This is a genomic window from Paenibacillus sp. FSL P2-0322 (assembly GCF_037975315.1).
GTDB lineage: Bacteria > Bacillota > Bacilli > Paenibacillales > Paenibacillaceae > Paenibacillus > Paenibacillus polymyxa_B.
Genome location: NZ_CP150243.1, coordinates 1622114 through 1648570 on the forward strand (window position 1 = coordinate 1622114; position 26457 = coordinate 1648570).

At 46.8% G+C, this 26457-nt stretch carries 23 protein-coding genes; 15 read left to right on the forward strand and 8 right to left on the reverse strand.

Annotated features, from left to right (window positions below; translation table 11 throughout):
* The first annotated feature begins 182 nt into the window (after positions 1-182).
* The 7 genes from MKY24_RS07105 to MKY24_RS07135 are packed head-to-tail and all read left to right on the forward strand — an operon-like array spanning position 183 to position 7258.
* Positions 183-1190, forward strand: coding sequence for a cobalamin-binding protein (locus MKY24_RS07105; RefSeq protein WP_220027336.1), 1008 nt, complete (start codon positions 183-185; stop codon positions 1188-1190).
* Complete coding sequence (locus tag MKY24_RS07110; RefSeq protein WP_264454043.1) at positions 1187-2233, forward strand: iron ABC transporter permease; 1047 nt, start codon at positions 1187-1189, stop codon at positions 2231-2233. Before MKY24_RS07105 ends, MKY24_RS07110 begins: the two co-directional genes overlap by 4 nt.
* Positions 2230-3063 (forward strand): ABC transporter ATP-binding protein, encoded by an 834-nt coding sequence (locus MKY24_RS07115; protein WP_339201656.1) that lies wholly within the window; start codon positions 2230-2232, stop codon positions 3061-3063. The genes MKY24_RS07110 and MKY24_RS07115 overlap by 4 nt, the downstream gene beginning before the upstream one ends.
* 43 nt (positions 3064-3106) lie before the next feature.
* Positions 3107-4177, forward strand: coding sequence for a nicotinate-nucleotide--dimethylbenzimidazole phosphoribosyltransferase (gene cobT / locus MKY24_RS07120; protein ID WP_068939920.1), 1071 nt, complete (start codon positions 3107-3109; stop codon positions 4175-4177).
* On the forward strand, positions 4174-4740 hold the full coding sequence (gene cobU, locus MKY24_RS07125; RefSeq protein WP_023987651.1) for a bifunctional adenosylcobinamide kinase/adenosylcobinamide-phosphate guanylyltransferase: 567 nt from the start codon (positions 4174-4176) through the stop codon (positions 4738-4740). Before cobT ends, cobU begins: the two co-directional genes overlap by 4 nt.
* Positions 4737-5606: an adenosylcobinamide-GDP ribazoletransferase gene (cobS, locus tag MKY24_RS07130; RefSeq protein ID WP_023987652.1), complete on the forward strand. Its 870-nt coding sequence runs from the start codon at positions 4737-4739 to the stop codon at positions 5604-5606. Before cobU ends, cobS begins: the two co-directional genes overlap by 4 nt.
* 38 nt (positions 5607-5644) lie before the next feature.
* The gene (locus MKY24_RS07135) at positions 5645-7258 is read left to right on the forward strand and encodes a cobyric acid synthase (RefSeq protein WP_034094997.1); all 1614 of its coding nucleotides are present in this window, start codon (positions 5645-5647) and stop codon (positions 7256-7258) included.
* Positions 7259-7477: 219 nt separating this feature from the next.
* On the opposite strand, the gene MKY24_RS07140 is transcribed toward MKY24_RS07135, so the two are convergent.
* Positions 7478-9178 (reverse strand): methyl-accepting chemotaxis protein, encoded by a 1701-nt coding sequence (locus MKY24_RS07140; RefSeq protein ID WP_023987654.1) that lies wholly within the window; start codon positions 9176-9178, stop codon positions 7478-7480.
* 502 nt (positions 9179-9680) lie between these two features.
* Here MKY24_RS07140 and MKY24_RS07145 point away from each other — a divergent pair.
* The 5 genes from MKY24_RS07145 to MKY24_RS07165 all read left to right on the forward strand — a co-directional run bounded on the left by MKY24_RS07145 (position 9681) and on the right by MKY24_RS07165 (position 16649).
* Positions 9681-10946 carry a PTS transporter subunit EIIC gene (locus MKY24_RS07145; protein WP_069081077.1) on the forward strand — a complete coding sequence of 422 codons (1266 nt, stop codon included), beginning with the start codon at positions 9681-9683 and terminating at the stop codon, positions 10944-10946.
* 205 nt (positions 10947-11151) lie between these two features.
* Positions 11152-11985, forward strand: a complete 834-nt coding sequence (locus MKY24_RS07150) for a PRD domain-containing protein (RefSeq protein ID WP_068939930.1) — start codon at positions 11152-11154, stop codon at positions 11983-11985.
* A 169-nt stretch (positions 11986-12154) separates the two neighbouring features.
* Positions 12155-14059, forward strand: a complete 1905-nt coding sequence (locus MKY24_RS07155) for a beta-glucoside-specific PTS transporter subunit IIABC (RefSeq protein ID WP_053324917.1) — start codon at positions 12155-12157, stop codon at positions 14057-14059.
* 243 nt (positions 14060-14302) lie between these two features.
* Positions 14303-15700, forward strand: coding sequence for an L-cystine transporter (locus MKY24_RS07160; protein ID WP_025724316.1), 1398 nt, complete (start codon positions 14303-14305; stop codon positions 15698-15700).
* A 250-nt stretch (positions 15701-15950) separates the two neighbouring features.
* Entirely contained in the window at positions 15951-16649 is a 699-nt protein-coding gene (locus MKY24_RS07165) for a queuosine precursor transporter (protein WP_023987659.1), read from the forward strand.
* A 65-nt stretch (positions 16650-16714) separates the two neighbouring features.
* Here the strand turns inward: MKY24_RS07165 and MKY24_RS07170 are convergent, their stop codons facing one another.
* Both MKY24_RS07170 and MKY24_RS07175 read right to left on the reverse strand, forming a co-directional pair.
* Positions 16715-17803: a Xaa-Pro peptidase family protein gene (locus MKY24_RS07170; RefSeq protein WP_339201657.1), complete on the reverse strand. Its 1089-nt coding sequence runs from the start codon at positions 17801-17803 to the stop codon at positions 16715-16717.
* 72 nt (positions 17804-17875) lie between these two features.
* Positions 17876-18604 (reverse strand): MBL fold metallo-hydrolase, encoded by a 729-nt coding sequence (locus tag MKY24_RS07175; RefSeq protein WP_028543006.1) that lies wholly within the window; start codon positions 18602-18604, stop codon positions 17876-17878.
* Positions 18605-18807: 203 nt separating this feature from the next.
* Between MKY24_RS07175 and MKY24_RS07180 the strand changes: the two genes are divergently transcribed.
* Positions 18808-19320, forward strand: coding sequence for an N-acetyltransferase family protein (locus MKY24_RS07180; protein WP_339201658.1), 513 nt, complete (start codon positions 18808-18810; stop codon positions 19318-19320).
* 121 nt (positions 19321-19441) lie between these two features.
* On the opposite strand, the gene MKY24_RS07185 is transcribed toward MKY24_RS07180, so the two are convergent.
* The 3 genes from MKY24_RS07185 to MKY24_RS07195 form a co-directional block, all read right to left on the reverse strand.
* Positions 19442-19876: a threonine/serine exporter family protein gene (locus MKY24_RS07185; RefSeq protein ID WP_013309318.1), complete on the reverse strand. Its 435-nt coding sequence runs from the start codon at positions 19874-19876 to the stop codon at positions 19442-19444.
* Positions 19877-19896: 20 nt separating this feature from the next.
* Complete coding sequence (locus tag MKY24_RS07190) at positions 19897-20652, reverse strand: threonine/serine exporter family protein (RefSeq protein ID WP_013309319.1); 756 nt, start codon at positions 20650-20652, stop codon at positions 19897-19899.
* A 113-nt stretch (positions 20653-20765) separates the two neighbouring features.
* Positions 20766-21620 carry a hypothetical protein gene (locus MKY24_RS07195; RefSeq protein WP_339201659.1) on the reverse strand — a complete coding sequence of 285 codons (855 nt, stop codon included), beginning with the start codon at positions 21618-21620 and terminating at the stop codon, positions 20766-20768.
* A gap of 358 nt (positions 21621-21978) precedes the next feature.
* Between MKY24_RS07195 and MKY24_RS07200 the strand changes: the two genes are divergently transcribed.
* Together MKY24_RS07200 and MKY24_RS07205 are read left to right on the forward strand one after the other, a co-directional pair.
* On the forward strand, positions 21979-22710 hold the full coding sequence (locus MKY24_RS07200) for an HAD family hydrolase (RefSeq protein ID WP_076158147.1): 732 nt from the start codon (positions 21979-21981) through the stop codon (positions 22708-22710).
* 136 nt (positions 22711-22846) lie between these two features.
* A complete protein-coding gene (locus MKY24_RS07205; protein ID WP_023987697.1) occupies positions 22847-23527 on the forward strand; it encodes a serine/threonine protein kinase in 681 nt (226 codons plus the stop codon).
* Positions 23528-23612: 85 nt separating this feature from the next.
* On the opposite strand, the gene MKY24_RS07210 is transcribed toward MKY24_RS07205, so the two are convergent.
* On the reverse strand, positions 23613-25031 hold the full coding sequence (locus MKY24_RS07210) for an NAD-dependent malic enzyme (RefSeq protein WP_028543003.1): 1419 nt from the start codon (positions 25029-25031) through the stop codon (positions 23613-23615).
* Positions 25032-25302: 271 nt separating this feature from the next.
* Positions 25303-26109 (reverse strand): adenosylmethionine decarboxylase, encoded by an 807-nt coding sequence (speD, locus tag MKY24_RS07215; RefSeq protein WP_053324922.1) that lies wholly within the window; start codon positions 26107-26109, stop codon positions 25303-25305.
* Positions 26110-26457: the final 348 nt, after the last annotated feature.

The following is a 26457-nucleotide window of genomic DNA, read 5'->3' on the forward strand; positions in this document are numbered from 1 at the left end:
CGCAGTGACTGTCCATGCGGAAAGAAGCTGCCGCCTGCGCACGATCTGCGCTAACGTGACCCCTGTGTCCTGATATGAGGATGCGGGGGTTTTTTGATAGGAAAAGAAGGCTGGATTTAGAAGATATCTGATGATGTTCAAGTAACGCTCTTAACGATTTTTTTTATGAAGGGGTGCAAATCATGGCAGGAAAAAAAATAAAGGTTTGGACAACAGGTCTATTGGTTCTGATTTTGGCAGTTGTGCTGAGTGCATGTGGCGCTAATGGGAAAAATGCTGAAAATAAAGAGAACCAGAATTCTTCACAGCAGCCGGGACAGACCGTAACCGCACAAGAGCCTCCGGGCAAAACAGTTTACCCACTCACAGTTAAGGATGCAACAGGACAGGAATTTACATTCAAAAAAGCGCCGGATAAAATCGTTTCCGTCTCCCCGGCAGAAACCGAGGCGCTGTTCGCCATCGGGCTGGATAAGGAAATTGTCGGTGTCTCCGACTACTCTGATTACCCAGAAGCAGCTACGAAAAAGCCTAAAGTGGGCGGTATTATGAAACCGAACGAAGAGGCGATCATTGCTGCTAACCCGGAAGTCGTTTTTGCAGGGATATCACTTAGTGAACAGGCTACGACCAAGCTGCGCGACATGGGAATTATGATTTTTAAAACGGAACCGAAGACAGTTGAAGATGTCATGGCTAACATCGAATTGTATGGGAAAATCACCGATCATCAGAAAGAAGCGAGAGCGGTGACTGACAAGATGAGAGCAGATGTAGCTGAAGTGAAAGAAGGAATTAAAAATATCGGTAAAGGTCAGAAGCTGCGGGTATACGTCGAGTTTTCACCAGGCTGGACAGTTGGTAAAGGCGAGTTTATGGACGAGCTGATCACGTTAGCGGGCGGCGAAAATGTAGGTGCCACGCAGAAGGGGTGGTACCAAATTAGTGAGGAAAATATTATTGCTGCGAACCCTGACGTGATTTTGTACAGCAAAAGTGTCAAGGACGACAAAACTGGTCAAACGCTCGGCGAAATCATTAAAGCTCGCAGTGGATGGGATCAAATATCGGCTGTTCGCCACAACCGGGTGTTTGCCGTGGATGATAATTTGATCAGTCGTCCGGGTCCACGTGTAACGGAAGGTCTCAAGGAAGTGGCCAAGGGCGTGTATCCTGAAATTTTCAAATGAACCGTAAACTGATCGGCTTTGGAGGAACAGGTCTTGTCCTGCTGTTACTGACGCTGCTGCTCTGTCTTGGCATCGGCTCGGCCAAGCTTCCGGTCAGCCAGATCACGGGCATTCTGGTTAACCACCTTCCATGGTTAGGCGATACGTTTACACCGGATTGGAATACATCCTCAGAGCAAATTATTTTGAAGGTCAGATTGCCACGAGTGTTACTGGGAATGTTGGTAGGAGCAGCGCTGGCGCTGGCGGGAGCCGGATTTCAGGGTGTGCTGCGTAATCCTTTGGCTGATCCGTATACACTGGGGGTATCCTCGGGGGCTTCGGTAGGAGCGGCAGTACTGATTTATTGGGGCCTTCAATTTTCATTTGTTGGCATATGGACGCTGCCGTTAGTGGCATTTACGACCGGAATGCTGACGCTGTGGATGGTGCTGACGTTGGCACGGGAAGGTAGAAAAATCCCGACACAAAGTCTCATTTTGTCGGGTGTGGTGATGCAATCCTTTCTGGGGGCGGTTGTTTCCTTTCTGACAGCCATGTCGAAGGAGACGGTCAATGAAATATTGTACTGGACGATGGGAAGTCTTAGTCTGCGCGGTTGGTCATATACAGGAATCCTTTTACCTTATGTGGTCATAGGACTGGTATTTCTATGGAACCGGGCACGTGTGCTGAATATTTTGGCTTTGGGTGAACGTCAGGCGGCTCACATGGGAGTTCATGTAGATGCGACGAAGCTATCTGTTCTGATCATTTCCACGCTGCTGACAGCAGCCGCTGTCTCGGTATGTGGAGTGATTGGCTTTGTGGGACTCGTTGTACCGCATATCATTCGTCTGGTGACAGGGCCTGATTACCGGATGATTGTTCCATTATCTGCGCTCGGTGGAGCTATTTTTATGGCTTGGGCAGATACGGCGGCTCGCACGTTGTTAGCCCCCACGGAAATTCCTCTGGGCGTGATGACGGCCTTTGTTGGGGCACCGTTCTTCGCATATCTCCTGTACCGGAACAAGAAGCTGCGCAGGGGGGAAATGCTGTGACAGAACAAAGTGAATCACAGAAGGTACGTGATCGGGCGTTAGAGGTATCGGGTCTAACACGTGCCTATGGAGAGTTCCATGCGTTAAAGAATATAAGCTGGAGCGTCGACGAAGGAACTTGGTGGGGGATTATTGGTCCGAACGGCAGTGGAAAATCCACCTTGCTGCATTTGCTTTCCGGTGTAGATCAGCCAACTTCGGGAAACGTTCATATCTATGGCAAAAAGGTCGGTAGCTACAGCAGAAAAGAGCTTTCCCGACTCATAGCCGTACTCCAACAGGAAGGGCTTCCTCCAGTGGGATACACCGTCAGGGAAGTCGTAGAAATGGGACGTTTTCCTCATCAGGACTGGCTAGGCAGGGAAAAGGGTGTTGATGTGGAGGCGATCACGAATCGCGTGCTGGAGCGATTGGGTCTTACCACGTTGGCGGACAGAACATTGGACCGCTTGAGTGGGGGACAGCGACAGCGTGTAGCTTTGGCAAAAGTAATGGTGCAGGAGCCACGAATATTGCTGCTGGACGAGCCTACGACCTATCTGGACTTGCGCTATCAGCTTGAATTTATGGAACTGCTGGCAGATTGGCGCCAAGAAACGGGTGTGACGATCATTGCTGTCCTGCATGATCTTAATTTGACGGCCCAGTTTTGCGACGATTTGCTTGTACTTAAGGATGGAATGGTTGAAGGTTTGGGAGCTTCATCGAAGTTATTAACCGAGGATCGGATTCGACGAGTATACGGTGTTGAGCCTGTGATGCTTCCGCATCCCGATAGCGGTGTGCCGCAGCTCTTGCTGCGCAGGAGTGCTTCGGATACAGCAGATTAAATAAACGATGAAACACACTTAAAAAGAGCAGGGAGTGGAAGTTATGAACAACAAGCTGCGTCAGCTGATCGATAGCATTGCCCAGCCGGATGGGGTGGCGGCCTCGGCAGCTTCAGCCCATTTGGACCAATTAACAAAGCCACCGGGAAGTCTTGGAAAGTTGGAAAGTGTGGCCATCAAGCTAGCAGGAATTACAGGAGTGGACAAGCCTGAATTTGATCGTAAAACGGTTATGGTCATGGCTGCGGATCACGGGGTGTGTGAAGAGGGAGTCAGTGCCTTTCCGGCTGAGGTTACACAGCAAATGCTGTATAACATGCTGTCAGGTGGCGCGGCAATTAATGTGCTGGCACGCCATGCGGGCGCAGATGTCAAGGTGGTAGATGTTGGCGTGAATGCGGATGTCGCTCACGCGAATCTGGTGGACCGTAAGGTACGCATGGGTACTTCGAATATAGCTAAAGGGCCAGCGATGCTGCGTACAGAAGCGGAACAGGCGGTTTTGGCCGGAGCAGAAGCCGTAGCAGAAGCGGTCAAAGGTGGCACACGGCTATTCGTTACCGGAGAGCTGGGCATCGGGAATACGACAGCCAGCGCTGCGGTCGTATGTGCTCTCACCGGACTGGAGCCGGAAGTTATCGTAGGCCGGGGGACGGGTGTAGATATGGCTGGGCTTACCCGTAAAATATCGGTTGTCTGCCGCGCATTGGACGTGAACCAGCCAGATGCAAATGATGCGCTCGACGTGCTCACTAAGGTCGGCGGTCTGGAGATTGCCGCCTTGGCAGGAGTCATCCTCGGGGCAGCCGCACATCGCTGTCCAGTCGTGTTGGACGGCTTTATTTCAGGCGCAGCCGCCCTCGCAGCGCGTGCACTTGCGCCTGCTAGCGCTGCGTACATGCTCGCTTCGCACGCCTCGGACGAGCGCGGGCACGCGGCGGTGCTCCGCCAGCTCAAGCTGGAGCCCATGCTTTATTTGGACATGCGGCTCGGGGAGGGCACAGGCGGTGCGCTTAGCTTGCACCTGATTGATGCGGCGTGCCGCATTATGCGCGAAATGGCGACCTTTGCCGATGCAGGCGTATCGGACGGTCAGGGAGCCGCGCAGCGATGAAAGCGCTCGTGACTGGCGGGGCACGCAGCGGGAAAAGCGGCTTTGCCGAGCGATTATGCATGTCGCGCGCGCCTGGCGCCTGCTACATTGCAACGGCACAAGCCTATGACATGGAGATGAAGGAGCGCATCGCCCTTCATCGGGTCCAGCGCGAGTCTGCCGGATACGACTGGCAGACGCTGGAGGAAGCGAAGGCGCTGCCGGAGCTGCTGCGACGGCTTGGCGGCGATCAAGCGTCGCAGCCATCACCCGCGCCTATGGTGCTAGTCGACTGCCTGACCCTGTGGCTGTCGAACGTGCTGCTGGCCGCAGGCGAGGACGGCGAAGCTGCGTCCAGAGCTGCCATTAATGAACTGGCGGCAGCTGTGGAGCAGTATCCGGGGCAGCTCGTCATCGTGACCAACGAGGTTGGTGACGGTATTGTGCCCGAATATCCACTTGGTCGGCTGTATCGGGATTTGAGTGGGGTAATGAATCAGCGGATTGCCCGTCTTTGTGATGAAGTATTTTTGGTGACGGCGGGCATTCCCGTAGAACTCAAACAGTTGGAATATAAGCTATGAGCCGCGAACGTCAGGCTGTTGCTGCGGCTTTTCAATTTTTAACGCGTCTTCCGGTGAAGGCGGAATTGGATTTTTCCCCGGATTTGCTTAAACGCAGTGCAAGTTATTATCCGCTGGTCGGAGTGGTTATTGGCATCATTGTCTGGGGCTTTGCGGCGCTTACTTCTATGGTGTTGCCGCCGTTGCCGTGTGCGATTCTTACGCTTGTTGTCTGGGTTTGGTTGACGGGCGGATTGCATTTGGACGGGTGGATGGATGCGGCTGATGCCTTGTTCAGCTACCGATCCCGTGAGCGGATGCTGGAGATTATGAAGGATAGCCGTGTAGGAGCAATGGGCGTTATTGCTTGTGTGTTGCTACTCATGCTCAAGGCTTCTTTGCTGTATACAGTGTTGGTTGAACGGAATGTGTCTGGCTTACTGCTGCTTCCGATGGTTTGGAGCCGCTGGTTTATGGTACATGCAATGAAGCGCTGGCCTAAAGCCCGTAATGATGATGGGCTGGCTGCGCGTTTTGCTGATATGAGTGGTGGCCGCGTAGGGTTAGCCGTATTCTGGGCTGTATTAGTGACCCTGAGTGCTGCCGTAGGACAATATCTTCTGGCAGGTTTGGCTACAGCAACAAGGGATACTGGGAATCTGTCGTTGGCAGGATCAACCATACAGACGTTCCTTTCATATTCTGAGAGCCTTCCAATCTCGATAGGTTTTGTGTTGATTCCTGTCTTGGCTTACGGTGTTGGAACCTTCACGGCAAACCGTATTAACCGCCGCTTGGGTGGACTTACGGGAGATATATACGGAACTTTAAACGAATTGCTGGAGACTGTTTTATTGTTGTTTATTGTAATTTTGTACGGGTTGTGACCAGATTTGAAATGAATTCGTTAAAGGGGAAGAGGCAATTGTCAACTTTCGAACCGTCCTGCACGAACCCGGCAGCCGTATTGATGCTTCAAGGAACAGCGTCGGATGTGGGCAAAAGCGTGGTGACAACTGCGCTTTGCCGTATTTTTACGCAGGACGGATATCGTCCCGCACCGTTTAAGTCGCAAAATATGGCGTTAAACTCTTATGTTACCGAGGACGGCAAGGAAATTGGACGCGCTCAGGGTGTGCAGGCTGAGGCCTGCGGTATTGAGGCCACGACTGACATGAATCCGATTCTGATTAAGCCAGTCAAAGATATGCACTCACAAATTGTTGTACACGGTGTACCTTATGCCTATATGAGCGCCTCCGATTACCGGAAGGATTTTTTGCCAAAAGCCAAACAGACCGTTATGGATGCTCTGAATCGGTTGCGTGATACCTATGATATTGTCCTTATGGAAGGGGCAGGCAGCCCGGCAGAGATTAATTTGAAGGACCGAGATATCGTAAATATGAATTTGGCAGGTTGGGCGGATGCACCAGTGTTGCTTATTTCAGATATCGACCGGGGCGGTGTTTTTGCCTCTCTCGTAGGAACCATCGAGTTACTGGAACCCCATGAAGTACAGCGTATCCGCGGATTTATCATTAACAAATTCAGAGGTGATCTGTCTCTGCTTCAACCGGGATTAGACTGGCTGGAAGAACGGACGGGCATTCCTGTACTCGGTGTATTGCCCTATCTACCAGACATTCGCATTGAAGCAGAGGATTCGGTAGTACTGGACAAGAAGCCCAAGCAATCTGCAAAAGGTAAAGAACTGGATATTGCGGTGATACGATATCCGCGGATTTCCAATTTTACGGACACGGATGCTCTGGCCGCAGAGCCGGATGTGAGTGTTCGTTATGTCACAGAAGCCGGACAGTTGGGCGTACCGGACGCCATTATCTTACCGGGGACCAAAGACACTATTGGAGACCTGCTGGAATTGCGTGAGAGAGGTCTGGAGAAAGACATTCGGCAGGCTATGAATACTGGACGCACACAGCTAGTTGGCATTTGTGGAGGTTATCAGATGCTGGGTACAGCGCTATTTGATCCCGAAGCCGTCGAATCTGGGTTGCCGCAGCAGGCAGAAGGGTTAGGTTGGCTGGCTCTATCCACGACCTTTTTAAAGGAAAAGCAAACCGTACGCGTACTGGGAACCCTGTCTAATCATTGCCCGCTTTTGCTTGCGCCTGATTCGGGTTCTGCCTCTAAGCCAAGCATTGAAGGCTATGAAATACATATGGGCGTTACGGAGTATGTTACGGAACCATACGCACCTATAGATAAAACTTTAAGCCTAAGCGAAATGAAAAGGCTATTCCATATCCGGCGTGGCGAAGGAACAGCTTTTGAGGAAGGCTGGGGTACGACAGACGGTAAAGTATGGGGAACCTATTTGCACGGTGTGTTTGATAATGACCGTTTTCGCCGGTGCTGGCTGGATGGATTGCGACAAGCTAAGGGCTTGGCACCTTTAAAAAGCACTTTTACTGTACGTGAAGCCAAGGAACGAGAGTTTGACCGTGTCGCAGAGGTGGTACGGGCTCATTTAGATATGGAGCAAATTTATCGTATTATGGGAATGAATTCATAAACTTCATGGATGATTATTAAAATCACTTTTAAAAAATAAAGAGGTATCTCTACAGCCATTTTCAAGACTGTGAGATACCTCTTTTTATTCAGGATTTTGCAAAATTCGATTCCAGTCGCTCTGAAGTGCAAGATATAGACGAACTAAACCATTTCGATCTACATCTTGTCCATTGGAAGTCGCTTATGGGATTTTTGCAAAATCCTCTATTGTATCGGCTTACGTAATTTTAAATTTTTGAACTGCCTTTTGCAGCTCGGTTGCTTGTTTGCTTAATTGGCGAACAACCTCGCTGTGGCTTTCCATTTCATTTAGTTGCTCATCGGCGTTAAAACCGATTTCTTGAATCATATGCTGTGCATTGGCAGCGATGAGAGCTGTCTCTTCCACGGAAGCAGATACTTCCTCCGAGCTGGCGGATACTTGCTCCGTTGCTGCAGATACCGTTTGAATCGTAGCATTGATCTTTTGCATAAGCTCACTTAGCTGGTTAAAGGCTGAGCTCGCTTGTTGAACCATTTCCGTTCCCGAATGAATTTCACGGCTAACCTGGGTCACAGAGTCCACAGATTGTTGCGATACTTCTTGAATGGTAACCAAATAGTCAGAAATTTCTTGTGTGGCTTCTTTAGATTGCTCGGCAAGCTTGCGTACTTCTCCAGCTACTACGGCGAAGCCCCGTCCATGTTCGCCCGCACGGGCAGCTTCAATGGAGGCATTCAGGGACAACATTTGAATTTGCTTCGTAATATCGAAAATAGCCGAAACGATACTGCCAATGGCTTCTGAGCGCTCATTCATACTATGGATGTATCGAAGCGATTCATCGGCAGCATGTCCTACCTGTGACATTTGAGCTACAGCTTTTTGAGCGAGCGTATTACCGTTAACCGTTTCTTTCGTTGCTTCACTGATTTGATCGGATACATCATTGGCAGAGGAGGCGATGTGCTGAACACCTTGAGCGATTTCCTCCATAGCCTGTGCATTTTCAGCAGCAGTTGTAGCTATGCTGGTACTGCCCTTTGCTACTTCCTCTGCGGCAACTGTAGAGTCCTGCACTTTTACACTCATAGCCTCAGTCCGACGAAGCAGCTCGTCCGATCCTTCAACAACCGCACCGGATGTAGAAAGCACATGGCCGATCATTTCTTTCAAGTTATGAGACATTGATTGGAAGCTGCGGGCAAGTTGGGCAATTTCATTGACTCCATGAACCTTCGCTTCTTGTGAAAGATCACCTTGAGCGATTTTTTCGCTATGACGAACCAATTCAGCAATGGGTTCTACAACTTTACGTATCACGAGGGTAGAAATAATTCCGCCCAGCAGGAGCGTTGCCACTGTAATACCTATGCAAATCCATAAAATTTGTTGGGATTTTTCCTGTACGAATCCGACATCTTCGTTCACGCCCAGAACTAGATTACTACCCGATATAGCAAAGAAGGCGGTTTTGTGTACTCCGTACGAATCGCTGTAAATTTCACTGATATTCATCTCGCCTTGTTTTGCTTTTTTAATATCCTCTACAGGAATGAGTGCATCCTTGACCTTGTATACTGATTTTACATTCCTTGCGACGACTTCGGCTTTACCATCCTTTACTACCGCGATATATGCCGATTCTAATTTGAGAGTGTCGACCTTGTCCTGAAGATAGGATTCCATCTGTATAGCGGAGCCGGAATCAGAACCGCTTCCTTGTTGGGCCTGAACCGCTAAGGAAATATTGAGATCCTGATACACATTTTTAGCTCCAGTTTCTAGTAATTGGTCTACTTGAGGCATGACACTGTTATTAATGATACTCATGGATATTGCATAGAAACTGATGCTGAATAAAAGGGATGCAAAGAGCTGAATCAGCAAAAACATAATTCGTAATTTCGCGCCAATGGAACGATTAAAACTCTTCATGAAAATTCTCCTCTCACATGATGGTAATAAAATCAGACGAATTTCCCTGCTTGATGTAGGCCGCTTGTCCAATAAGATACTAGACACGCCATGATCTACTTGTTTTCCTCTCCTTGCTTGAAGAAAAGACTGAAAATGTTCGGATTCTATGTATATTTCAGCTGTATTCAAGGGACAAGAATGTGAAAGGGAAGTAATCCATGATTTACTAAAAAGTAGGTTAGACCTATTTTACATAATTAACAGGCGGTTGAATAGTCATATTTGCCCAAAAACAAACAAAAAATATATAACTATGGTCTTAGGTGTTTAGATGTAAGTTAGATGTAAATTATCAGGTGCATAAAAACGAATAAATTACTCCTTCTTTAAAACTATTGTAAAAAAGAAGTAATATAAGTAGCATAAGGAATACCGCTTTTATTACAATATTCTTCTAAGCTTGGTTTGGTAAGTTCGAAAGTGGTCTTCAATATACATATAAAAAGGGGAAAAGGTAGTTATGAATCGGGATTTACTTTCCAAAGAAATGATTTCGCAGGTCAGGGGAGAAGATGAACAGGAGCAGACTTCCGGAAGTTACAGAGCTGCCACAGGGAGAAATCCGATAAGTCGTCTATTAGATTATGTATCAGGCGTATTCACTCCGATCTTGCCGGCAATGATTGGGGCGGGAATGATCAAGGTATTAATATCTATTTTCATGTCCTTAGGTTTTTTGTTTTCAGACCAACAGGTATTTACTAGTTTGTTATCTGATCAACAGGCGTATACCATTTTATTGGTTATCAGCGATGGGGTATTCTATTTTTTGCCCATTCTATTTGCGGCAAGTGCGGCAAGAAAGCTGAACAGCAATATGTTTGTTGCGGCTGCCATCGGAGCATCAGTATTGCATCCCCGCCTGACAGAGTTGTTCCAGTCTGGTGAGGAGGTTCGCTTTGGCGACTTGTCAGTCATAGACGGGCAGTCTGCTTCTTCCATAATACTAATGCTTGTTGTCGTTTGGATGGCGTCGTATGTGGAAAAATGGTTAGACAAGCATACCCCCTATTGGCTTAAAGTAGTGGCTGTCCCGACTTTGACTCTGATGATTTTTATACCTTTGATGATGTTCGTTCTTGGCCCGTTGTGGGGGTATCTCGGTCAACATTTATCGGATGGACTCGCATGGTTATTTGATAATGCAGGAGTGTTTGCAGGGCTGCTGCTCGGGGGCGCGATGTCATTGCTTATTATGGCAGGTATGCAATATATAATGGTACCGATTATGATCAGCTCGCTTGCAACACTGGGCTACGATCATGTCTTTCCTGTGGTAGTGGCAGCGGTACTTGCTCAGACAGGTGCAGCATTTGGCGTGTTTTTTAAATCCAAAAATGTCAAAGTGAAAACGCTGGCCTTTTGGACAGGCTTGCTTGCCATGATGGGGGTGGTTGAGCCGGCGATGTATGGAGTCACAATGCGCTTTAAGAAGCCTTTTGTTGCGGCGTTGATCGGAGGGGCTCTCGGTGGTGCATTTATGAGTTTATTTGGAACTGAAGCAACGGCTATTGGTGGTATATCAGGTCTGCCCAGCTTGGGATTATTCGTCGGTCCTACATTTATATATGCTATTTTGGGAATGTTAATCTCATTAGTTACAGCTGGCGTAATTACGTATTTTATGGGCTTTGTGGATGAAAAAGATGAGCATTCGCAAGTAGTGTCCACATCTGGCATGAATGCTTCTCCGAACTCGGTTGTGGAAAAGAGCCCTGGCAGCTAAGGCGTGCCAATGCCCAAAAGCCTCATGAAAGTGTTTACAAAAAAACTTGTCACCTCAGTCTTTATATGATATTATGGTGTCAGTTATTCAAAACTGCACAATCGTGGATTGTTACTGAGCGTATCGGGCAAAACCATAAGCAGGCACTATGTGTCAGTTTTGGTATTGCCTTTTTTTACTACTCCAAGCGGCTTAAGGTGATGGAATGAAGATAGCAAAGGTGCTGAATAATAACGTCGTAACGGTCACTGATGAACAGCAGAAAGAATTAGTCATTATGGGAAGAGGAATTGCTTTTAAAAAAAACACAGGCGATGAGATTGAAGAAGAGAAAATCGAGAAAATTTTCAAACTTGAAAGTACCGAGGTTTCCCGCAAACTCATGACCCTGATGTCTGATATCCCTATTGAATATGTTGAAATTTCTGATGAAATCATCCAATATGCCAAAACGATACTTGGTGTAGAGTTGCATGACAGCATCTATATTTCGCTGACGGATCATATCCATTTTGCCATAGAGCGTTATCGCTTGGGTATGGATATCAAAAATGCACTTTACTGGGAAATCAAGCGAATGTACCGTAAGGAATTCACGATTGGGACCAAAGCACTGCACATGATTCAGGACAAGCTGGGAGTTACACTTCCAGATGATGAAGGAGCATTTATCGCCTTACATTTGGTGAATGCACAGCTTAATAGCGAAATGCGCGAAACGATAACCCTGACTAACATTGTCAAGGATATCATAAATATTGTAAGTCGCTTTTTTGTAATGGATCTGGATGAAGAGTCGTTAAGCTATTACCGCTTTATTACACATCTCAAATTTTTTGCTCAACGGGTAATGAATGGGACCCCTGTACAAAATACAGATAATTCCCTTCATGATATGGTTAAGGTTCAGTATAAGAATGCTTACGCCTGCGCGGAAAAAATAAGAGATTATACCACTAAAATCTATGGTCGAAGCTTGTCCCAGGATGAGATGTTGTATCTCACCATTCATATCGAGCGTATCATTAAAAATCAATGATTTTATGTATGATCAGGGATTTAGGATTGCTACTTCTAAACCAGAAGGCAAAACCTGAATGCTGAAAGAAGATTGGCTTTTTATAAAGCTGTCTGCTTTCTGTATTCAGGTTTTTTATTGCCCATTTGCGCATTTTATTTTATACCTTAAAAGAAAAGAGGAACACCTCATGGATCGAAATCAATTATCCAAAGAGATACTTACACTGGTTGGTGGTGAAGAAAACGTAGAGCAGGTCATTCACTGCATGACCCGCTTGCGCTTCAACCTTCATGATGATAAGAAAGCTCAGAAAGAGCAGTTGCAGAAAACGGATGGCGTCATGGGAGTCATGGAGAGTGGCGGCCAGTTTCAGGTTATTATCGGTAATGACGTAGCTAACGTGTACAAATCGTTGGTGAGCAACATGTCCAAGGCTCCGCAAAGTGACTCAGGAGCAAGCACTGCATCTAAGAAAAAACAAAACCCGATCAGCAAACTGTTCGACTTTATTGCGGGTATGTTTACACCGATTTTGCCAGCGATCACCGGCGCAGGTATGATCAAAGGGATCATTGCTCTTTTAGTGGCAATGAACTGGATGTCCGATAAGAGTCAAACCTATACGATTTTAGCGGCAATAGGTGACGGTGCGTTCTACTTCCTGCCTATTATTCTGGCTGTCAGTGCTGCTAGAAAACTCGGCAGTAATATGTTTATTGGTGCGGCGATTGGTGCTTCCATTTTGCACCCGACGATTACAGCTTTACTGGCATCTAACGTGAAGGTTAGCTTTATTGGTCTTCCGGTGACAGCGGCCACATATTCTTCGACCGTGATTCCAATCGTTATTGCGGTCTGGCTGGCATCTTATGTTGAAAAATTCATTGATAAGTATACACATGCATCACTGAAGTTGCTCGTTGTTCCGACATTGACTTTATTGATTATTGTACCTTTGACTTTGGTTGCTGTAGGGCCGCTCGGCTCCATTATTGGTAATGGCCTGTCAGGCGGTATCTCTTGGTTGTTTGAAAATACAGGTGCACTTGCAGGTCTGCTGCTAGGCGGTACCTTCTCCCTGATCATTATGACAGGTATGCACTATGCGTTGGTTCCTATTATGATTGGATCGATTGCAACGTTGGGCTTTGACTACATGATTCCAATTATGGGAGCAGCCAACTTGGCACAGGCTGGTGCTGCACTGGGTGTATTCTTAAAATCAAAAAATGCCAAAGTCAAAACAGTGGCTTTCTCTACGAGCTTGACAGCTATTATGGGTGTAACCGAGCCTGCAATGTATGGTGTAAATATGCGGTTTAAAAAACCATTTACTGCTGCGTTGATCGGCGGAGCCGTCGGCGGGGGCTTCATGAGCTTGTTTGGTACAAAAGCGTATGTCATGGGTGGATTGGTTGGTGTGCCTGGTCTGGCGATGTTTATTGGACCGACTTTCTTATACGCAATCCTGGGTCTTATTATTGCATTTGTGGTTGCTACGATTGTTACCTATTTGATCGGCTTTACAGATGAAAAGAACGAAGAAGCACCACAAGCAACAACAGACGCTGGCGGAGACATCTCCACTGATGAAATAGCACAATCTGCTGTGTCCTCACTGCCGAAAGGTGAGAAAATCCCGGTATACAGCCCGATTATGGGTGAAGTTAAGCCGCTCAGTGAAGTCAATGACCCTGCATTTTCTCAAGAAATCATGGGTAGAGGTTGGGCTATTGAACCATCCGAAGGCCGGGTTGTTTCCCCAGTGGATGGCACAGTGTTCTCCATTTCCAAAAGTGGGCATGCTGTTGGATTGGTGAGTGATTCAGGACTTGAAATGCTCATTCACGTTGGGATGGATACGGTTAAACTAAAAGGACTTCATTTTACGCCTCATCTTAAAGCAGGAGATCGCGTGAAGGTAGGAGACCTCGTGCTGGAGTTTGATCTGGTGGAAATCCGCAAGGCTGGTTACGAAACGATAACGCCTGTTATTGTTACGAATGTAGCTCAGTTTAGCGAGTTGGAGTCCGCTGATAATCAGCATAAAGTGGTTAAGGAACAGGAACTGCTATACACAGTGATCGTCTAACGGCTGATAAAGATTTTACGCCTAAGTTGAATACATGTCGTTGTGTTCAGGACAAAAAACAGCAAGCCTTCGAAAGATGAAGGCTTGCTGTTTGGCATTTTCAATAAAACCCAAAGTGGAAGCTGCTTAACTATTTTATTGTAATAAAACCTACAAAAATAGTTGGTTTTGTGATATAGTAATCTTCGGATTGAAGGATCACCTTATAAAACATATTAAGTATAAGTTTGGAGGAAATAATACATGGATACCTTCTTTATTATTTTAAATGTAATCGTGCTGCTTTTGCTGCTAGGCGTATTGGTCTGGATGCAGAAAAAGCACATCTCCTTCACAAAAAGGGTATTTGCCGGACTTGGCTTCGGACTGATCTACGGGGCTGTTCTACAATATGCCTATGGTGCAGGCTCAGAGGTCATTACAAAATCAGTTGATTGGTTCAACCTCGCAGGTAATGGTTATGTCCGTTTGCTGCAAATGGTAGTTATTCCGCTTATCATGGTGTCGATTATTTCGGCTATTATGAATTTGAAGGGAAGACAGAACCTTGGCAAAATCAGCGTGTCCATTATTGCAGTACTACTGATTACAACGGCAATTGCTGCTTCAGTTAGTATTGTAACCAGCTTGTCGTTTGATCTAAAGGCAATTGAGATTCAAGGTGGGGAGAAGGAACAAGCACAGGGCTTGAAGATGGAAGAGCGCCTTGGAACAGTTCAGGACATGACCATTCCACAGCAGGTGCTGGAATTTATTCCTTCAAATCCTTTTGAGGATATGACGGGAGCACGTCGTACGTCGACGCTGGCGGTGGTCATTTTCTCGGCCTTTATCGGTGTGGCTGTGCTCGGATTGGATCGTAAAAAACCAGAACAGGCGCAAACCTTCCGTAAAGTGATCGATGCAGTGTACGCTGTAGTGATGCGGATTGTAACTCTGGTGCTGAGATTGACTCCTTACGGCATTTTAGCACTGATCACTAAAGTAGTAGCTACGACCAATCCGGATGAAATTTTGAAGCTAATCAAGTTTGTGCTCGCTTCTTATGTGGCTCTGTTGGTCATGTTTATCATTCATCTTATTTTGCTGGCCTTGTTCGGCTATAATCCGGTGACGTATGTGAAAAAGGTATTGCCTACATTGGTTTTTGCTTTTACTTCTCGTTCCAGTGCAGCGACCATTCCGTTAAATGTTGAAACACAAACGAAAAAGCTTGGTGTGTCCGACGGCATCGCGAATCTGTCTGCGACCTTGGGAGCGACTATTGGGCAAAACGGCTGTGCTGGTATTTATCCGGCAATGCTGGCGGTCATGATTGCTCCAACCGTGGGTATTGATCCAACGAGCTGGGATTTTATCCTCACGCTTATTCTGGTCGTTACGGTCAGCTCGTTTGGCGTGGCGGGTGTAGGCGGTGGTGCCACTTTCGCTTCCCTGATCGTGCTTTCCACCATGAATCTTCCAGTGGCATTGGCAGGATTGCTCATCTCAGTCGAACCGTTGATTGATATGGGACGCACAGCGTTAAATGTCAATGATTCTATTACCGCAGGTCTCATTTCAGGCAAGGTGCTCAAGGAGAACGATCAAGACGTGTTCAACAATCATGGCATGGATTTGGATGCAACGGCACACTCCTAAGTAAATGATAAACGAAAGGTGTACGATGCCTTCCCCTATCGCATCTGTAGCCTATATAACACACGTACAGAATGTACTCAATACAAAGAGCCGGCCATAAGGTCGGCTCTTTGTATTGAGTTTAGGACAGTGTAAATTATAGCTGTTCACGAATCCTAATCTATGATACATTAAAATAATGTTTTTCCGGCTTGCTTCGGATGAACCGCGGTTCGCAACCATCCCGCGCTATCAAAACTAGGAGGATTTCATGTTTAATCTGTTATGGGGGGCAGCTTTTGTCCTCGTCAATTTTATGTTCTTTTTGTTATGTTTTCGGTTGTTCGGTAAAAAAGGGCTGTACGCCTGGATTGGTGTTGCTACTGTACTAGCCAACATTCAGGTAACCAAAACGATTGATCTGGTCGGTATTACCACGACATTGGGAAATACGATGTATGTTTCTATGTATATGGCCAGTGACTTACTGAATGAAAAATATGGGCCTAAAGAGGCGCGTAAAGCTGTGTGGTTCGGCTTTTTTACTCTGATTATGACGACGATAACGATGCAAATGGTGCTGCAGTTCCAGCCTACTGCAACGGATTTTGCCCAGACACCGATGCAACAGCTGTTTGGATTGTTGCCAAGGCTTGCGCTTGCCAGCTTGACAGCCTATGCGGTCAGTCAATTGCTGGACGTGCGTCTGTATGCCTGGATTCGTAAGTTTTTTCCGGAACGTCATCAGCTCTGGATTCGCGGCAATGGCAGCACGATGATCAGCTCGTTTATAGATACGCTCATTTTCTGTACTATTGCCTTTTACGGTTATGCGTGGGGGATATGGCTCGAGATATTATTCACCACCTACATCTTAAAATTTGTACTGACCGCGGCGGGTACACCCATTTTGTACATCGCACGCAATTTCCGCTTTATAGAAGAGGAGGAGCAAACCCTCAAGCCATAATGGCTTGGGGCTGCCCCTCCTTTTTTCATACTTTTTACATACCGATATAATGAATAGCGATGTTTTTATCCCAGCACTGTCAGTTCTTTTGGAAAAGAGGTAAGCACTTCAACACCATCAGAGGTGACCAGAACGTCATCTTCAATCCGCACACCGCCGAGGCCTGGCACATAGATGCCGGGTTCGATTGTGAACACGAAGCCTTCATGAAGCAGATCACTATTGCCTCCGTGTACAGATGGATATTCGTGAACACTCATGCCAAGGCCGTGTCCAACTCGATGGTTAAAGGCAGGGCCATATCCAGCGGCTTCAACAACAGCCCGTGCTGCCTGATCTACGGATGCGCAGGAAACTCCCGGGCGAATGGCGGCAATTCCCGCTTCGTTCGAGCGAAGAACCGTATTATAAATCGTTTCCAGCTCAGTCGATAGCTTTCCAAAAGCAAAAGTACGTGTAATATCCGAAGCATAGCCATCGGAGTATACGCCCATATCAAACATGAGCAGATCGCCATGCTGTAGCTTGCGGGTGCCTGGAACACCATGAGGCAAGGCTGTTTTGGGTCCAGACAGCACTGTTGTGTCAAAGGACGGGCCATCTGCGCCAATCTTTTTCATCTGGTATACGATTTCTGCCACCAGCTCAACTTCCGTCACCCCTTCGCGCACATGGGTGAGACCGTGACGAAGAGCATCTTCTACCAAACGAGCTGCATGTTTCAGACGTTGTACTTCCTCAGGAGTTTTTCTCACACGCATTTCTTGAAGCACTGGACCTAGATCCACATATTGAGCCGCGCCAATGGCAGTATGTAGCTGTTCGTAACGGAGGACGGAGACGTGCTCCTTTTCCAGCGCGAATGCTTTCACACCGGTGCCTGTACGTTGACGCAGCAGATCATATGGATTGTCCGTATCGGTGTGGGTGGATATACGAGTCACAGAAGAAGCAGCTTGGGCGGCTTCTGCATCCAGGGCGGGTACGATCAGTTCTGGTTCTTGGTCCCGAAGCAACACCAGACCCAGAAAACGCTCATGCGGATCACTGGCAAAGCCCGTCAGATAGTAAATATGTTTAGGATCGGTCACAAGCAGGCCGTCCCAAGACTGTGACTTCAGTTCATCATACAGTCGGGTTATTTTCTCATTCATAAAGTCTCATTCCTTTCTGTCTATTTATTCATTATAGCTCTTCATACATAATTATTTATAGCATTGAATGACTTATTCTCTTTCCTGACACAATGTTTGCAGTCGTGCCTGTACATTCTGATCATAGTAACCACCATGGTAGCAGAGTACCTTCTCGACATCCAATACAGTTAGTTTATCGAGGCTCTTCAGGGCCAGCGGCATATCCGGCGTAGCCGACTCTGCAGGACCGACCAGTTCACCTTCGACTACCAGCAGTTCATCTGCTGCCAATAGTAGCTTTTGTGCGGGCACATACAAGCTTATATGCCCGGGCGTGTGACCGGGTGTATGAATAATCTGTATGCCCCCACCATAAGGCAGATGCTCACCGTCCTCAAGAATATGAGCAAAGCGCAAATCTGGCAGGCGGCGAATCATATCCTCTGCTTGCTGCTTGAGCACAGTATCCATTTGTTTAATCCGTTCGGGCGTCAGCTTCACAAACGGTCGCTCTCCTGTCATGTAAGGAACGTCATCCTTATGGGCTAACAGGGCAGTATTCGGCAGCAGATCCAGCAGTGCATGAACATTTCCGATATGGTCAATATCCTGATGTGTTAAAATAATTCTTTTCACGCGGCTGATATCCTCACCCACATCTGAGATAGCCTTGCGTAATGGCTCCAATTGGCCGAGCATTCCCGTGTCAATCAGTGTAAGTCCATCCTCGTCCTTGAGCAGTACAGGATAAATAGTCGTTTTTCCAAAAAAAGATTCCATAGGTATTTCCAAAATCAAGAGTTGAGTTCCAATATTCATATTAAGCTGCTTCAGAATCCCTGACTCCGAAACATACCTCCCGTCTCATCGTGTTAAATCGCTTTCCCCGTTTTTATTTTTCCTTATCTTCAAGCTCTATTATAAAACCCTTTGGGACTAATCCGCAAAACAACTCGATATGGCTGATCGGGCGCTTGTCTTGTACAATAAATAAATCACACAATAGGAGGCGGATACGAATAATGAATCAGGACCAATCTTTTTCCATTGAATTTGCGTGCAGAGAGGATCTTCCCGATATTGTGGACATTTATAATTCTACGATCGCAGGACGAATGGTCACGGCAGATCTGGAACCGGTGACAGTGGAGAGCCGTATTCCATGGTTTGAGGCTCATCAGGAAAACCACCGCCCTTTGTGGGTATTAAAACAAAAGGGTGCAATTGCCGGATGGGCCAGCCTTCAGTCCTTTTATGGGCGTCCAGCTTATAACGGTACAGCAGAAATTAGCATATACGTCCATGAGGATTCTCGTGGAACAGGAACAGGAAGTCGACTGGTACAGCACTTGCTAAATGAATGTCCGAGACTGGGGATTACAACGTTGTTGGGATTTGTTTTTGGTCATAATGAGCCAAGTATTGGGCTGCTGCAGAAGTTTGGTTTTGAGCAATGGGGATACTATCCGCGTGTAGCTGTGCTCGACAGCATAGAGCGAGATTTAGCGATATTGGGTAAGCGAGTGGATGAATAATAGCTTATGACAGTTAAATATTCTTTGTAATGTGTACAGAAAAAGGCTGTTTCCAAAATCTTCTCAAACACTGCGGTTGATTTTAGGAGCAGCCTCTTTTACTTTGCTATTTTCATCGCTTTTAGCGCTGTGGTTTAAAACGTATGCTGTGAAAAATTTGATTAAGCACCTCAGACAGCACCAAACCGACAGCAATAGCACCTGCGATCATCAGCGTGCTCATGGCCAGCTCCAGTGCCTGAGGATAATGTTGTTGTACGAACTGGCGCATGGCATTATAGGCCATTCCCCCTGGAACGAGCGGAATCATGCCTGCCACACTGAAAATAATCACAGGCATTTTGTACAGCCGCGCAAAGCCTTGACTGACGATGCCGATGAGAATCGTTGCCAAAAGGCTGGCGCTCACAGGCCCCATGCTGTCCGTGGTTGAATAATAGACAAGCCAGCCTAGCATACCAACAAAACCGCATTGCAGTAGTGAACGCCGGGGGGCATGGAAAAGTATGCCGAAAGCAGCGGTGGCAATAAAGCTTGTGAATAATTGTGCAAGCATAGACTTGAATCTCCTCCGAATCACATATAAGAAATGATAACCGCAACGCCAGCTCCAATGCCGAAAGACGTCAGGCAAGCATCGGCTCCCTTGGAAAGACCCGAAACAAGGTGCCCGGACATTAAATCACGGATGGCATTTGTAATTAGCAAGCCTGGAACCAGTGGCATGACAGAGCCAATAATAATTTTATCCATCATCTGTCCCCAGCCTACTATCGTTAATAGAGCCGCCAGCAAGCCGATTAGAAAAGATGCAGAAAACTCTGAGAAAAACTTAACCTTAACGAGCCTGTGAAAATACTGTACAGCTGCAAATCCGATACCTCCGCATAACACAGCTGCGGGGAAATCTCGCCACACTCCACCAAACATGATCATAAAGCAACCGCTGGCCAACGCAGCAGCCATCAGCTGTACACGGTTGGAATAGCGGAGGGGGCCACGTTCAATCTCCGAAAGCTCCTTGACGGCAGCGCGAGGAGACAAATCGCCTGTGCTGATTTTACGTGAAATGGAATTGACCTCTGTCACCTTGTGCAAATCGGTGGTCCGCTCTACGATGCGGATGAGCTTGGCAGGCTCCGAATCATTAATGGCAAAAAAAATCCCAGTTGGTGTTACATAGCTATGGGACTGGGATATGCCATAGGCTGAAGCAATGCGGGACATCGTGTCTTCAACACGATAGGTTTCGGCTCCATTTTGCATCATCAGTTTGCCCGCCAACAGACAAACCTCAATGATTTCAGGAGTAGGATAGGAATGATTATTCATACTCGCTCTCTTTCATTCGTACCGGGCCGTTCGGCCCTATTATTTTCATTTATTGTAGCACAAAAAGCCGCCTTTTCAGAGGCGGTTATGTTAGGCGGAAGCCAAGGATTTCGTCATGATTCTATCATATCGGGAATAACGGTGTAGTAGGACTCTTCCAGATATGTTGCGGCCTCAGACAGACCCATCAACTCAAGCTGTCCAGCTACAAAAGCACGAAGAGCAGAATGGGTGAACAAATGCCGTGTCTGGGCATCCCGAATAAAAGCCAGCCTGGCTTCACGCGAACCGTTGTGGAACAACTCACGCACAGCTTCGCCTTGTTGTTCCCAAAGGAAAGGCTCCGTTACGGTCAAGAGGGCACTCTCCATAGAAGAGCTATGCTTCGCAGAAGAAGATAACTGAATGCCCAACCCGTTTAGCGTAGGAGCTGCTTCATTGTGCTTCCGTTCTGTTCGCAAGCTGTCGATATACGCAGCCATATCCTGAATCGGTTCGATACCAAAGCGTTCGCGAAAGCATTCGCGTACAAACGCGGTGCGTTCATCTACAATCTGAGGCAGTCGCTGACCTGCATGTCCAGAATAGTCATCTCCACTGGCATAGTATCGTTTTAATGAACTGTTCTCTGTATAAACAACGCTTAAAAAATCCTGCAAATGACGGGCAACCACCCACACACCCGTCCAATCGACGGGAGATACACATACTATAGGGGCCCGGGAAAGGTCCTTTTCAAGCCCAAAATCCGTTAAAAAGCCATAATGTATTCCGTCCACCCCTGCGTGGGCAAAAGGAACAACATCTGGTGGTGTAGCCATATATCGTGGCGCGCGGCCCTGCTCCATAATCAATCCCAAATCAAAACTCAGAGAATGCCGGTTCGCTTCGAGCTCTTTTTCAAATTCTATAAGTGCCTCAATCAAAGGTGTAGCTGATCCATAGGCTAGGTTAGAACCGGAATCCATCGTGTATGCCTCCCTTATCCAAGTACATCCGTAAAGCGTTCATCCCTAAAAGGTACGTGATTTTACACGAAATGTAAACCTGTATGACGAATATTTTCAAAAATGTGACCTTTTACCCGTGTGTTGTCAAATAAAACGCTTTCGGGCAAAGCAGGACAAGATACCTATGTTAGCTCGGTAGAGAAGTAAAGTGAGTTTGTGAAAATGCGGTCTTTTCAGTGTATGTTAGCAAACGTGAAGTGTGATTGCAGGATGCGCAGTTGAAGGACAAGGTGCAACGTAACAGGCCAACGGGTATAATATCAGGACAAGGTGAAAAGGAGCGTCATCCGAAGATTTAACAGAAAGAAGTGGGCATATGAATTTGCAAAAGAAGGCTGTTTTTTTTGATGTAGATGATACGATGTACGATCATTTGCACCCTACACGCGATGCATTGCGTACAGTATTAGGATTGAGTGAGCGTTTTCCTTATGAGAAAGCCTACCATCGTATTCGCTATTACAGCGATGTACTATCGGCTAAAGGAGGACTATTGGAGGGGAAGGCAGGGCCGGATGAACTGGATGAGATGAGGGAAGGCCGTTTCATTCTGGCTTTACAAGAATTCGGGGTAGAAATTACCCGTGAGCAGGCAGTACATGTTCAACAAGAATACTTAGATCGTCAGTACCGAATTGAGCCTTTTGAGGGGGCGATCTCGTTAATAAATGATTTGAGCTCGGCTGGCTTTTTAGTTGGATTAATTACAAACGGTCTTGAGGAACACCAGATGAGCAAGATCAAGGCCATGGCACTGGAAAATCATGTTGCAGCAGAGCATATCTTTGTATCTGGGACCGTTGGCTATGCCAAGCCTGATCCGCGCATTTTCGAAGTAGTGAACGAACGGACAGGAACGTTAGCAGAGCACTGCTGCTACATTGGGGATTCCTGGCGTAATGACGTGGCGGGAGCTATAGCTGCGAATTGGCAGGTGATCTGGTTCAATCACAGGAACGCTCCCCCGGAGACTGACGTGTTGGGGATCTATAAAACAGCAGCAAGCTATGCAGAGTTAAGAAGGTTGCTTCTGCCGGACGCTCGTTAGACACGGTACATACCGTATTTATAAAAGAATCAACCTATTTTGAAGCCATTCCAAAAGATAACCCGTAATACTATTTATCTGTTATAGAACTAACTTTATTGGTATTGGTTTAGAACAGAGAAGGAGGGGATCGCGCATGGTAGAACAATGGAGGCAGGCAGAAGACATCATAAGTCAAGTGACCGTATACAGTACGGAGGATAATGATCCGGTTACCATTAAAACAGGCACTCAAGACGTCCGCTGTATTGGCATCGGGACAGATGCGGCCGTATTTACGCTCGATACGTTGCCAGGCTACGCGTTCAAGGTGTACTCAGACATGGCGATCGAGAAGAAAGATGCGGAGGCCGACGTATATGAGCGTTTGCGAGGGTCTGACTTTTTTCCTCATTATTACGGAAAAGGCGACAAGTATATTGTCATAAGTTATGAATCCGGTATTACGCTGCTGGATTGTCTGCTGCAAGGAATTCCTGTGCCAGAGCAGGTCATTCTGGATGTGGAAAAGGCGAGGGAATTTGTCCGATCCAAGGGGCTGAATCCCCGTGATATTCACCTCAAGAATGTACTCATGCAAGACGGACGTGCCAAGGTATTGGATGTATCTGAATACGTGAAGGAAGGCGATGACAAGCGCTGGGAGCATTTGGTGTGGGCGTATCATACGTTTTATTCCGGTATCTCGGAGGTTAAGGTTCCCTCATGGATTTTGGATACGATTAAAAAATGGTACTACAAGCTGGACAACTCCAACTTTAATCTGGAGGAGTTTGCCCAGCGTGCCAGTCAATTGTTCTCTAAATGGAGGTCATAACCGCTGTAAAGAAAACGGATATGCAGACTGACCTTTCCATAGCAAAAAGGATTGCACCCGTATTTAGGGGAGCAATCCTTTTCTTTTATCTGAAATCCCGAGGCACTCTTCTGGCTGTACCGCTCGCAATCGCGGCTTGAATCACCTTTTCACGCACCCGTTGAACTGCACTCTCGTTAAATACACCAGGGATAATATACAGCTTGTTTAGTTCTTCAGGACGGATCGTGCCTGCGATGGCCTCTGCGGCCGCCAGCTTCATCTCTTCGTTGATTTCACGGGCACGGCAGTCGAGCGCCGCTCGAAAGATGCCAGGGAAACAAAGCACATTGTTAATTTGGTTAGGATAGTCCGAACGTCCGGTGGCGATGACACCCGCAATGTCCTCGACGTCCTCTGGCGCAATTTCGGGAACCGGGTTAGCCATAGTGAACAGCACCGGGGCTTCTTTCATACGTTTCACGTCTTCTCGTTGCAGTAGTCCACCTGCCGACAGCCCGATAAACACGTCAGCATCCTTCAGAACCTCGGACAGCGTGCCGGACAGCCGATCAGGGTTGGTATGCTGCGCATACCAGTTCCACATCGGATGCTCGTATGTTTCATCAGCTGTAAGCGCTCCGTGACGATCTACGCCAATGATGTTGACTGCTCCTGCAGATAGCAAAATTTTCGTACAGGCCACACCCGCAGCCCCGATACCACAGACGACAATTTTGACGTCAGACAGGGCTTTGCCGACAACCTTGAGCGCATTGATCAGCCCTGCGTATAAAACGACAGCTGTGCCGTGCTGATCGTCATGAAAAACAGGTATGTCCAGCTCTTTACGTAACCGCTGTTCAATCTCAAAGCATCGTGGCGACGAAATATCCTCCAGATTAATCCCGCCAAAAGCTGGGGCCATTTGTTTAATGGCCTTAATGATCTCTTCGGTGTCCTGCGTATCCAGACAGATTGGAAAGGCATCGACGGAGCCGAGCTGCTTGAACAGCATGGCTTTGCCTTCCATAACCGGCATGGCTGCATAGGGACCGATGTTACCTAGCCCGAGAACAGCGCTTCCGTCAGAGACGACAGCGACCGTGTTGCGCTTGATCGTCAAGCGGAAAGCTTTGTCCGGTTCCTCGTGAATCGCCATGCATACGCGTGCCACATCGGGGGTATATACCCGGGATAAGTCATCGCGGTTTTGAATTGGGACTTTGGGCTGCATTTCAATTTTGCCCCCGAGGTGTAATAGGAAGGTACGATCAGAGATGGATAATACCTTAACACCTTGTGCTTTTTTAATCCGAGCAATCATTCGGTCGATTTCTGCTGGATCGGCAATGGTAACTGTAATATCCCTCACAGTGACCTTCTCAGAGGTGCTAATGACGTCAATGGCAATCACATCTCCGCCATGTTCGTTTACCAGCGTAATCAATTGACCAAATTGGATGTGTCCGGTGGAAATTTCCAATCGCAAAATGATGTTTTTACCGCCAATACCGCCTTGCATACAAATTCCTCCTTTGTCTTCCATAACAAAATCATACTTAGGATCAATTGATTGCGCTTACAATAGGAAACGGATGTAAATCTATGCTGATATTTTAAATTAGTGGTTTCTTCCCCTATCATAGTGAACAATCTCTCGCTTGTACAGATCAAGTTGAGTAATATCTATTATTTTGTATTTAAAAAAGGACGAAAGCCCGGCTGTATTCCAGTCCAAGCGATCATCCTTTTTTCAATAAAATGATCTATTTTATTTTCACGCATTCGATCTGTTACGTCATATTTTTACCGTAGTAAATTTCGTCCATTTCGATCTTGAGACGTGTTGATATATTTTGTTGCTCTTTTTCACTCAGACTTTCCTTGGTGTAGCCGAACAGGTAATTGTCCAGATCGAATTGTTTTAGCTTACATTTGGTATGGAAAATATTTTCCTGATACACATTCACGTCGATCATGTCATACAGACTGCGCACTTCGTCCGGAATATAGTTTTGAATGGAGGCGATATCATGGTCGATGAAAAGCTTATGTCCATTCGTATCACGTGTGAAGCCGCGTACCCGGTAATCAATCGTCATAATGTCGGTGTCGAAAGAATGAGTCAAATAGTGGAGTGCCTTGAGCGGGGAGATTTCCCCACAGGTAGAGACATCAATATCAGCTCGAAACGTACTGATCCCCTCGTCTGGATGATATTCCGGGTAGGTGTGCACCGTAATATGGCTTTTATCCAGCTGTATCACGACAGATTCAGGCAGGGGGCCTGGTGACTCGGCATAAGATTCAGTCGGTACCTCCACAATGGGTCCTTCTGATATAAGTACTGTTACGCTGGCTCCTTGAGGTACATAATCCTGCTGGGCTACGTTGAGTACGTGGGCGCCGATAATGTCAGATACATTTTTTAAAATAGCTGTCAGCCGATCTGAGTTGTATTGTTCATCAATATATTCAATATACGCCTCGCGTTCTTCTTTGGTTTTGGTGTAACAAATATCGTACATGTTGAAGCTCAATGATTTGGTCAAATTGTTAAATCCGTGCAGGGTAATCCGCTGTTCCGGTGTTATGGTCATAGGCTATTTCCCCTTATAGTCGCAGTATTCATACATAATATTCCCAACACTCCTTTTCATATACCGATTCATAAAATCAGTTCTGTAGCTGTTAGATTAAAGCCTTGAACAAGTATGTCTTACCCGTTTGGCATAATTAAAAACAGGCAGGGGAGCGTCTTTGTTTTTACATGTATGGAAATTTTAACGTATATATACTTTATTTCTTACTCAGCGATTTTTAAGTAACAGGACTTATAATGTAGACTATGCATAGGGCGAAGGAACTGAATGGACAGAGGACTCGTAGTAAAACATAAGAACCGGGTTAGTAATTCATTAATTTAATGTGTGTCACCTTCACAATGC

What these genes read in the sequence shown, in the direction of transcription:
- MKY24_RS07105 (WP_220027336.1), top strand. Translation starts at nt 183, where the DNA reads ATGGCAGGAAAAAAAATAAAGGTTTGGACAACAGGTCTATTGGTTCTG.
- MKY24_RS07110 (WP_264454043.1), top strand. Translation starts at nt 1,187, where the DNA reads ATGAACCGTAAACTGATCGGCTTTGGAGGAACAGGTCTTGTCCTGCTG.
- cobT (WP_068939920.1), top strand. Translation starts at nt 3,107, where the DNA reads ATGAACAACAAGCTGCGTCAGCTGATCGATAGCATTGCCCAGCCGGAT.
- cobU (WP_023987651.1), top strand. Translation starts at nt 4,174, where the DNA reads ATGAAAGCGCTCGTGACTGGCGGGGCACGCAGCGGGAAAAGCGGCTTT.
- cobS (WP_023987652.1), top strand. Translation starts at nt 4,737, where the DNA reads ATGAGCCGCGAACGTCAGGCTGTTGCTGCGGCTTTTCAATTTTTAACG.
- MKY24_RS07140 (WP_023987654.1), bottom strand. Translation starts at nt 9,178, where the DNA reads ATGAAGAGTTTTAATCGTTCCATTGGCGCGAAATTACGAATTATGTTT.
- MKY24_RS07145 (WP_069081077.1), top strand. Translation starts at nt 9,681, where the DNA reads ATGAATCGGGATTTACTTTCCAAAGAAATGATTTCGCAGGTCAGGGGA.
- MKY24_RS07150 (WP_068939930.1), top strand. Translation starts at nt 11,152, where the DNA reads ATGAAGATAGCAAAGGTGCTGAATAATAACGTCGTAACGGTCACTGAT.
- MKY24_RS07155 (WP_053324917.1), top strand. Translation starts at nt 12,155, where the DNA reads ATGGATCGAAATCAATTATCCAAAGAGATACTTACACTGGTTGGTGGT.
- MKY24_RS07160 (WP_025724316.1), top strand. Translation starts at nt 14,303, where the DNA reads ATGGATACCTTCTTTATTATTTTAAATGTAATCGTGCTGCTTTTGCTG.
- MKY24_RS07165 (WP_023987659.1), top strand. Translation starts at nt 15,951, where the DNA reads ATGTTTAATCTGTTATGGGGGGCAGCTTTTGTCCTCGTCAATTTTATG.
- MKY24_RS07170 (WP_339201657.1), bottom strand. Translation starts at nt 17,803, where the DNA reads ATGAATGAGAAAATAACCCGACTGTATGATGAACTGAAGTCACAGTCT.
- MKY24_RS07175 (WP_028543006.1), bottom strand. Translation starts at nt 18,604, where the DNA reads ATGAATATTGGAACTCAACTCTTGATTTTGGAAATACCTATGGAATCT.
- MKY24_RS07180 (WP_339201658.1), top strand. Translation starts at nt 18,808, where the DNA reads ATGAATCAGGACCAATCTTTTTCCATTGAATTTGCGTGCAGAGAGGAT.
- MKY24_RS07185 (WP_013309318.1), bottom strand. Translation starts at nt 19,876, where the DNA reads ATGCTTGCACAATTATTCACAAGCTTTATTGCCACCGCTGCTTTCGGC.
- MKY24_RS07190 (WP_013309319.1), bottom strand. Translation starts at nt 20,652, where the DNA reads ATGAATAATCATTCCTATCCTACTCCTGAAATCATTGAGGTTTGTCTG.
- MKY24_RS07195 (WP_339201659.1), bottom strand. Translation starts at nt 21,620, where the DNA reads ATGGATTCCGGTTCTAACCTAGCCTATGGATCAGCTACACCTTTGATT.
- MKY24_RS07200 (WP_076158147.1), top strand. Translation starts at nt 21,979, where the DNA reads ATGAATTTGCAAAAGAAGGCTGTTTTTTTTGATGTAGATGATACGATG.
- MKY24_RS07205 (WP_023987697.1), top strand. Translation starts at nt 22,847, where the DNA reads ATGGTAGAACAATGGAGGCAGGCAGAAGACATCATAAGTCAAGTGACC.
- MKY24_RS07210 (WP_028543003.1), bottom strand. Translation starts at nt 25,031, where the DNA reads ATGCAAGGCGGTATTGGCGGTAAAAACATCATTTTGCGATTGGAAATT.
- speD (WP_053324922.1), bottom strand. Translation starts at nt 26,109, where the DNA reads ATGACCATAACACCGGAACAGCGGATTACCCTGCACGGATTTAACAAT.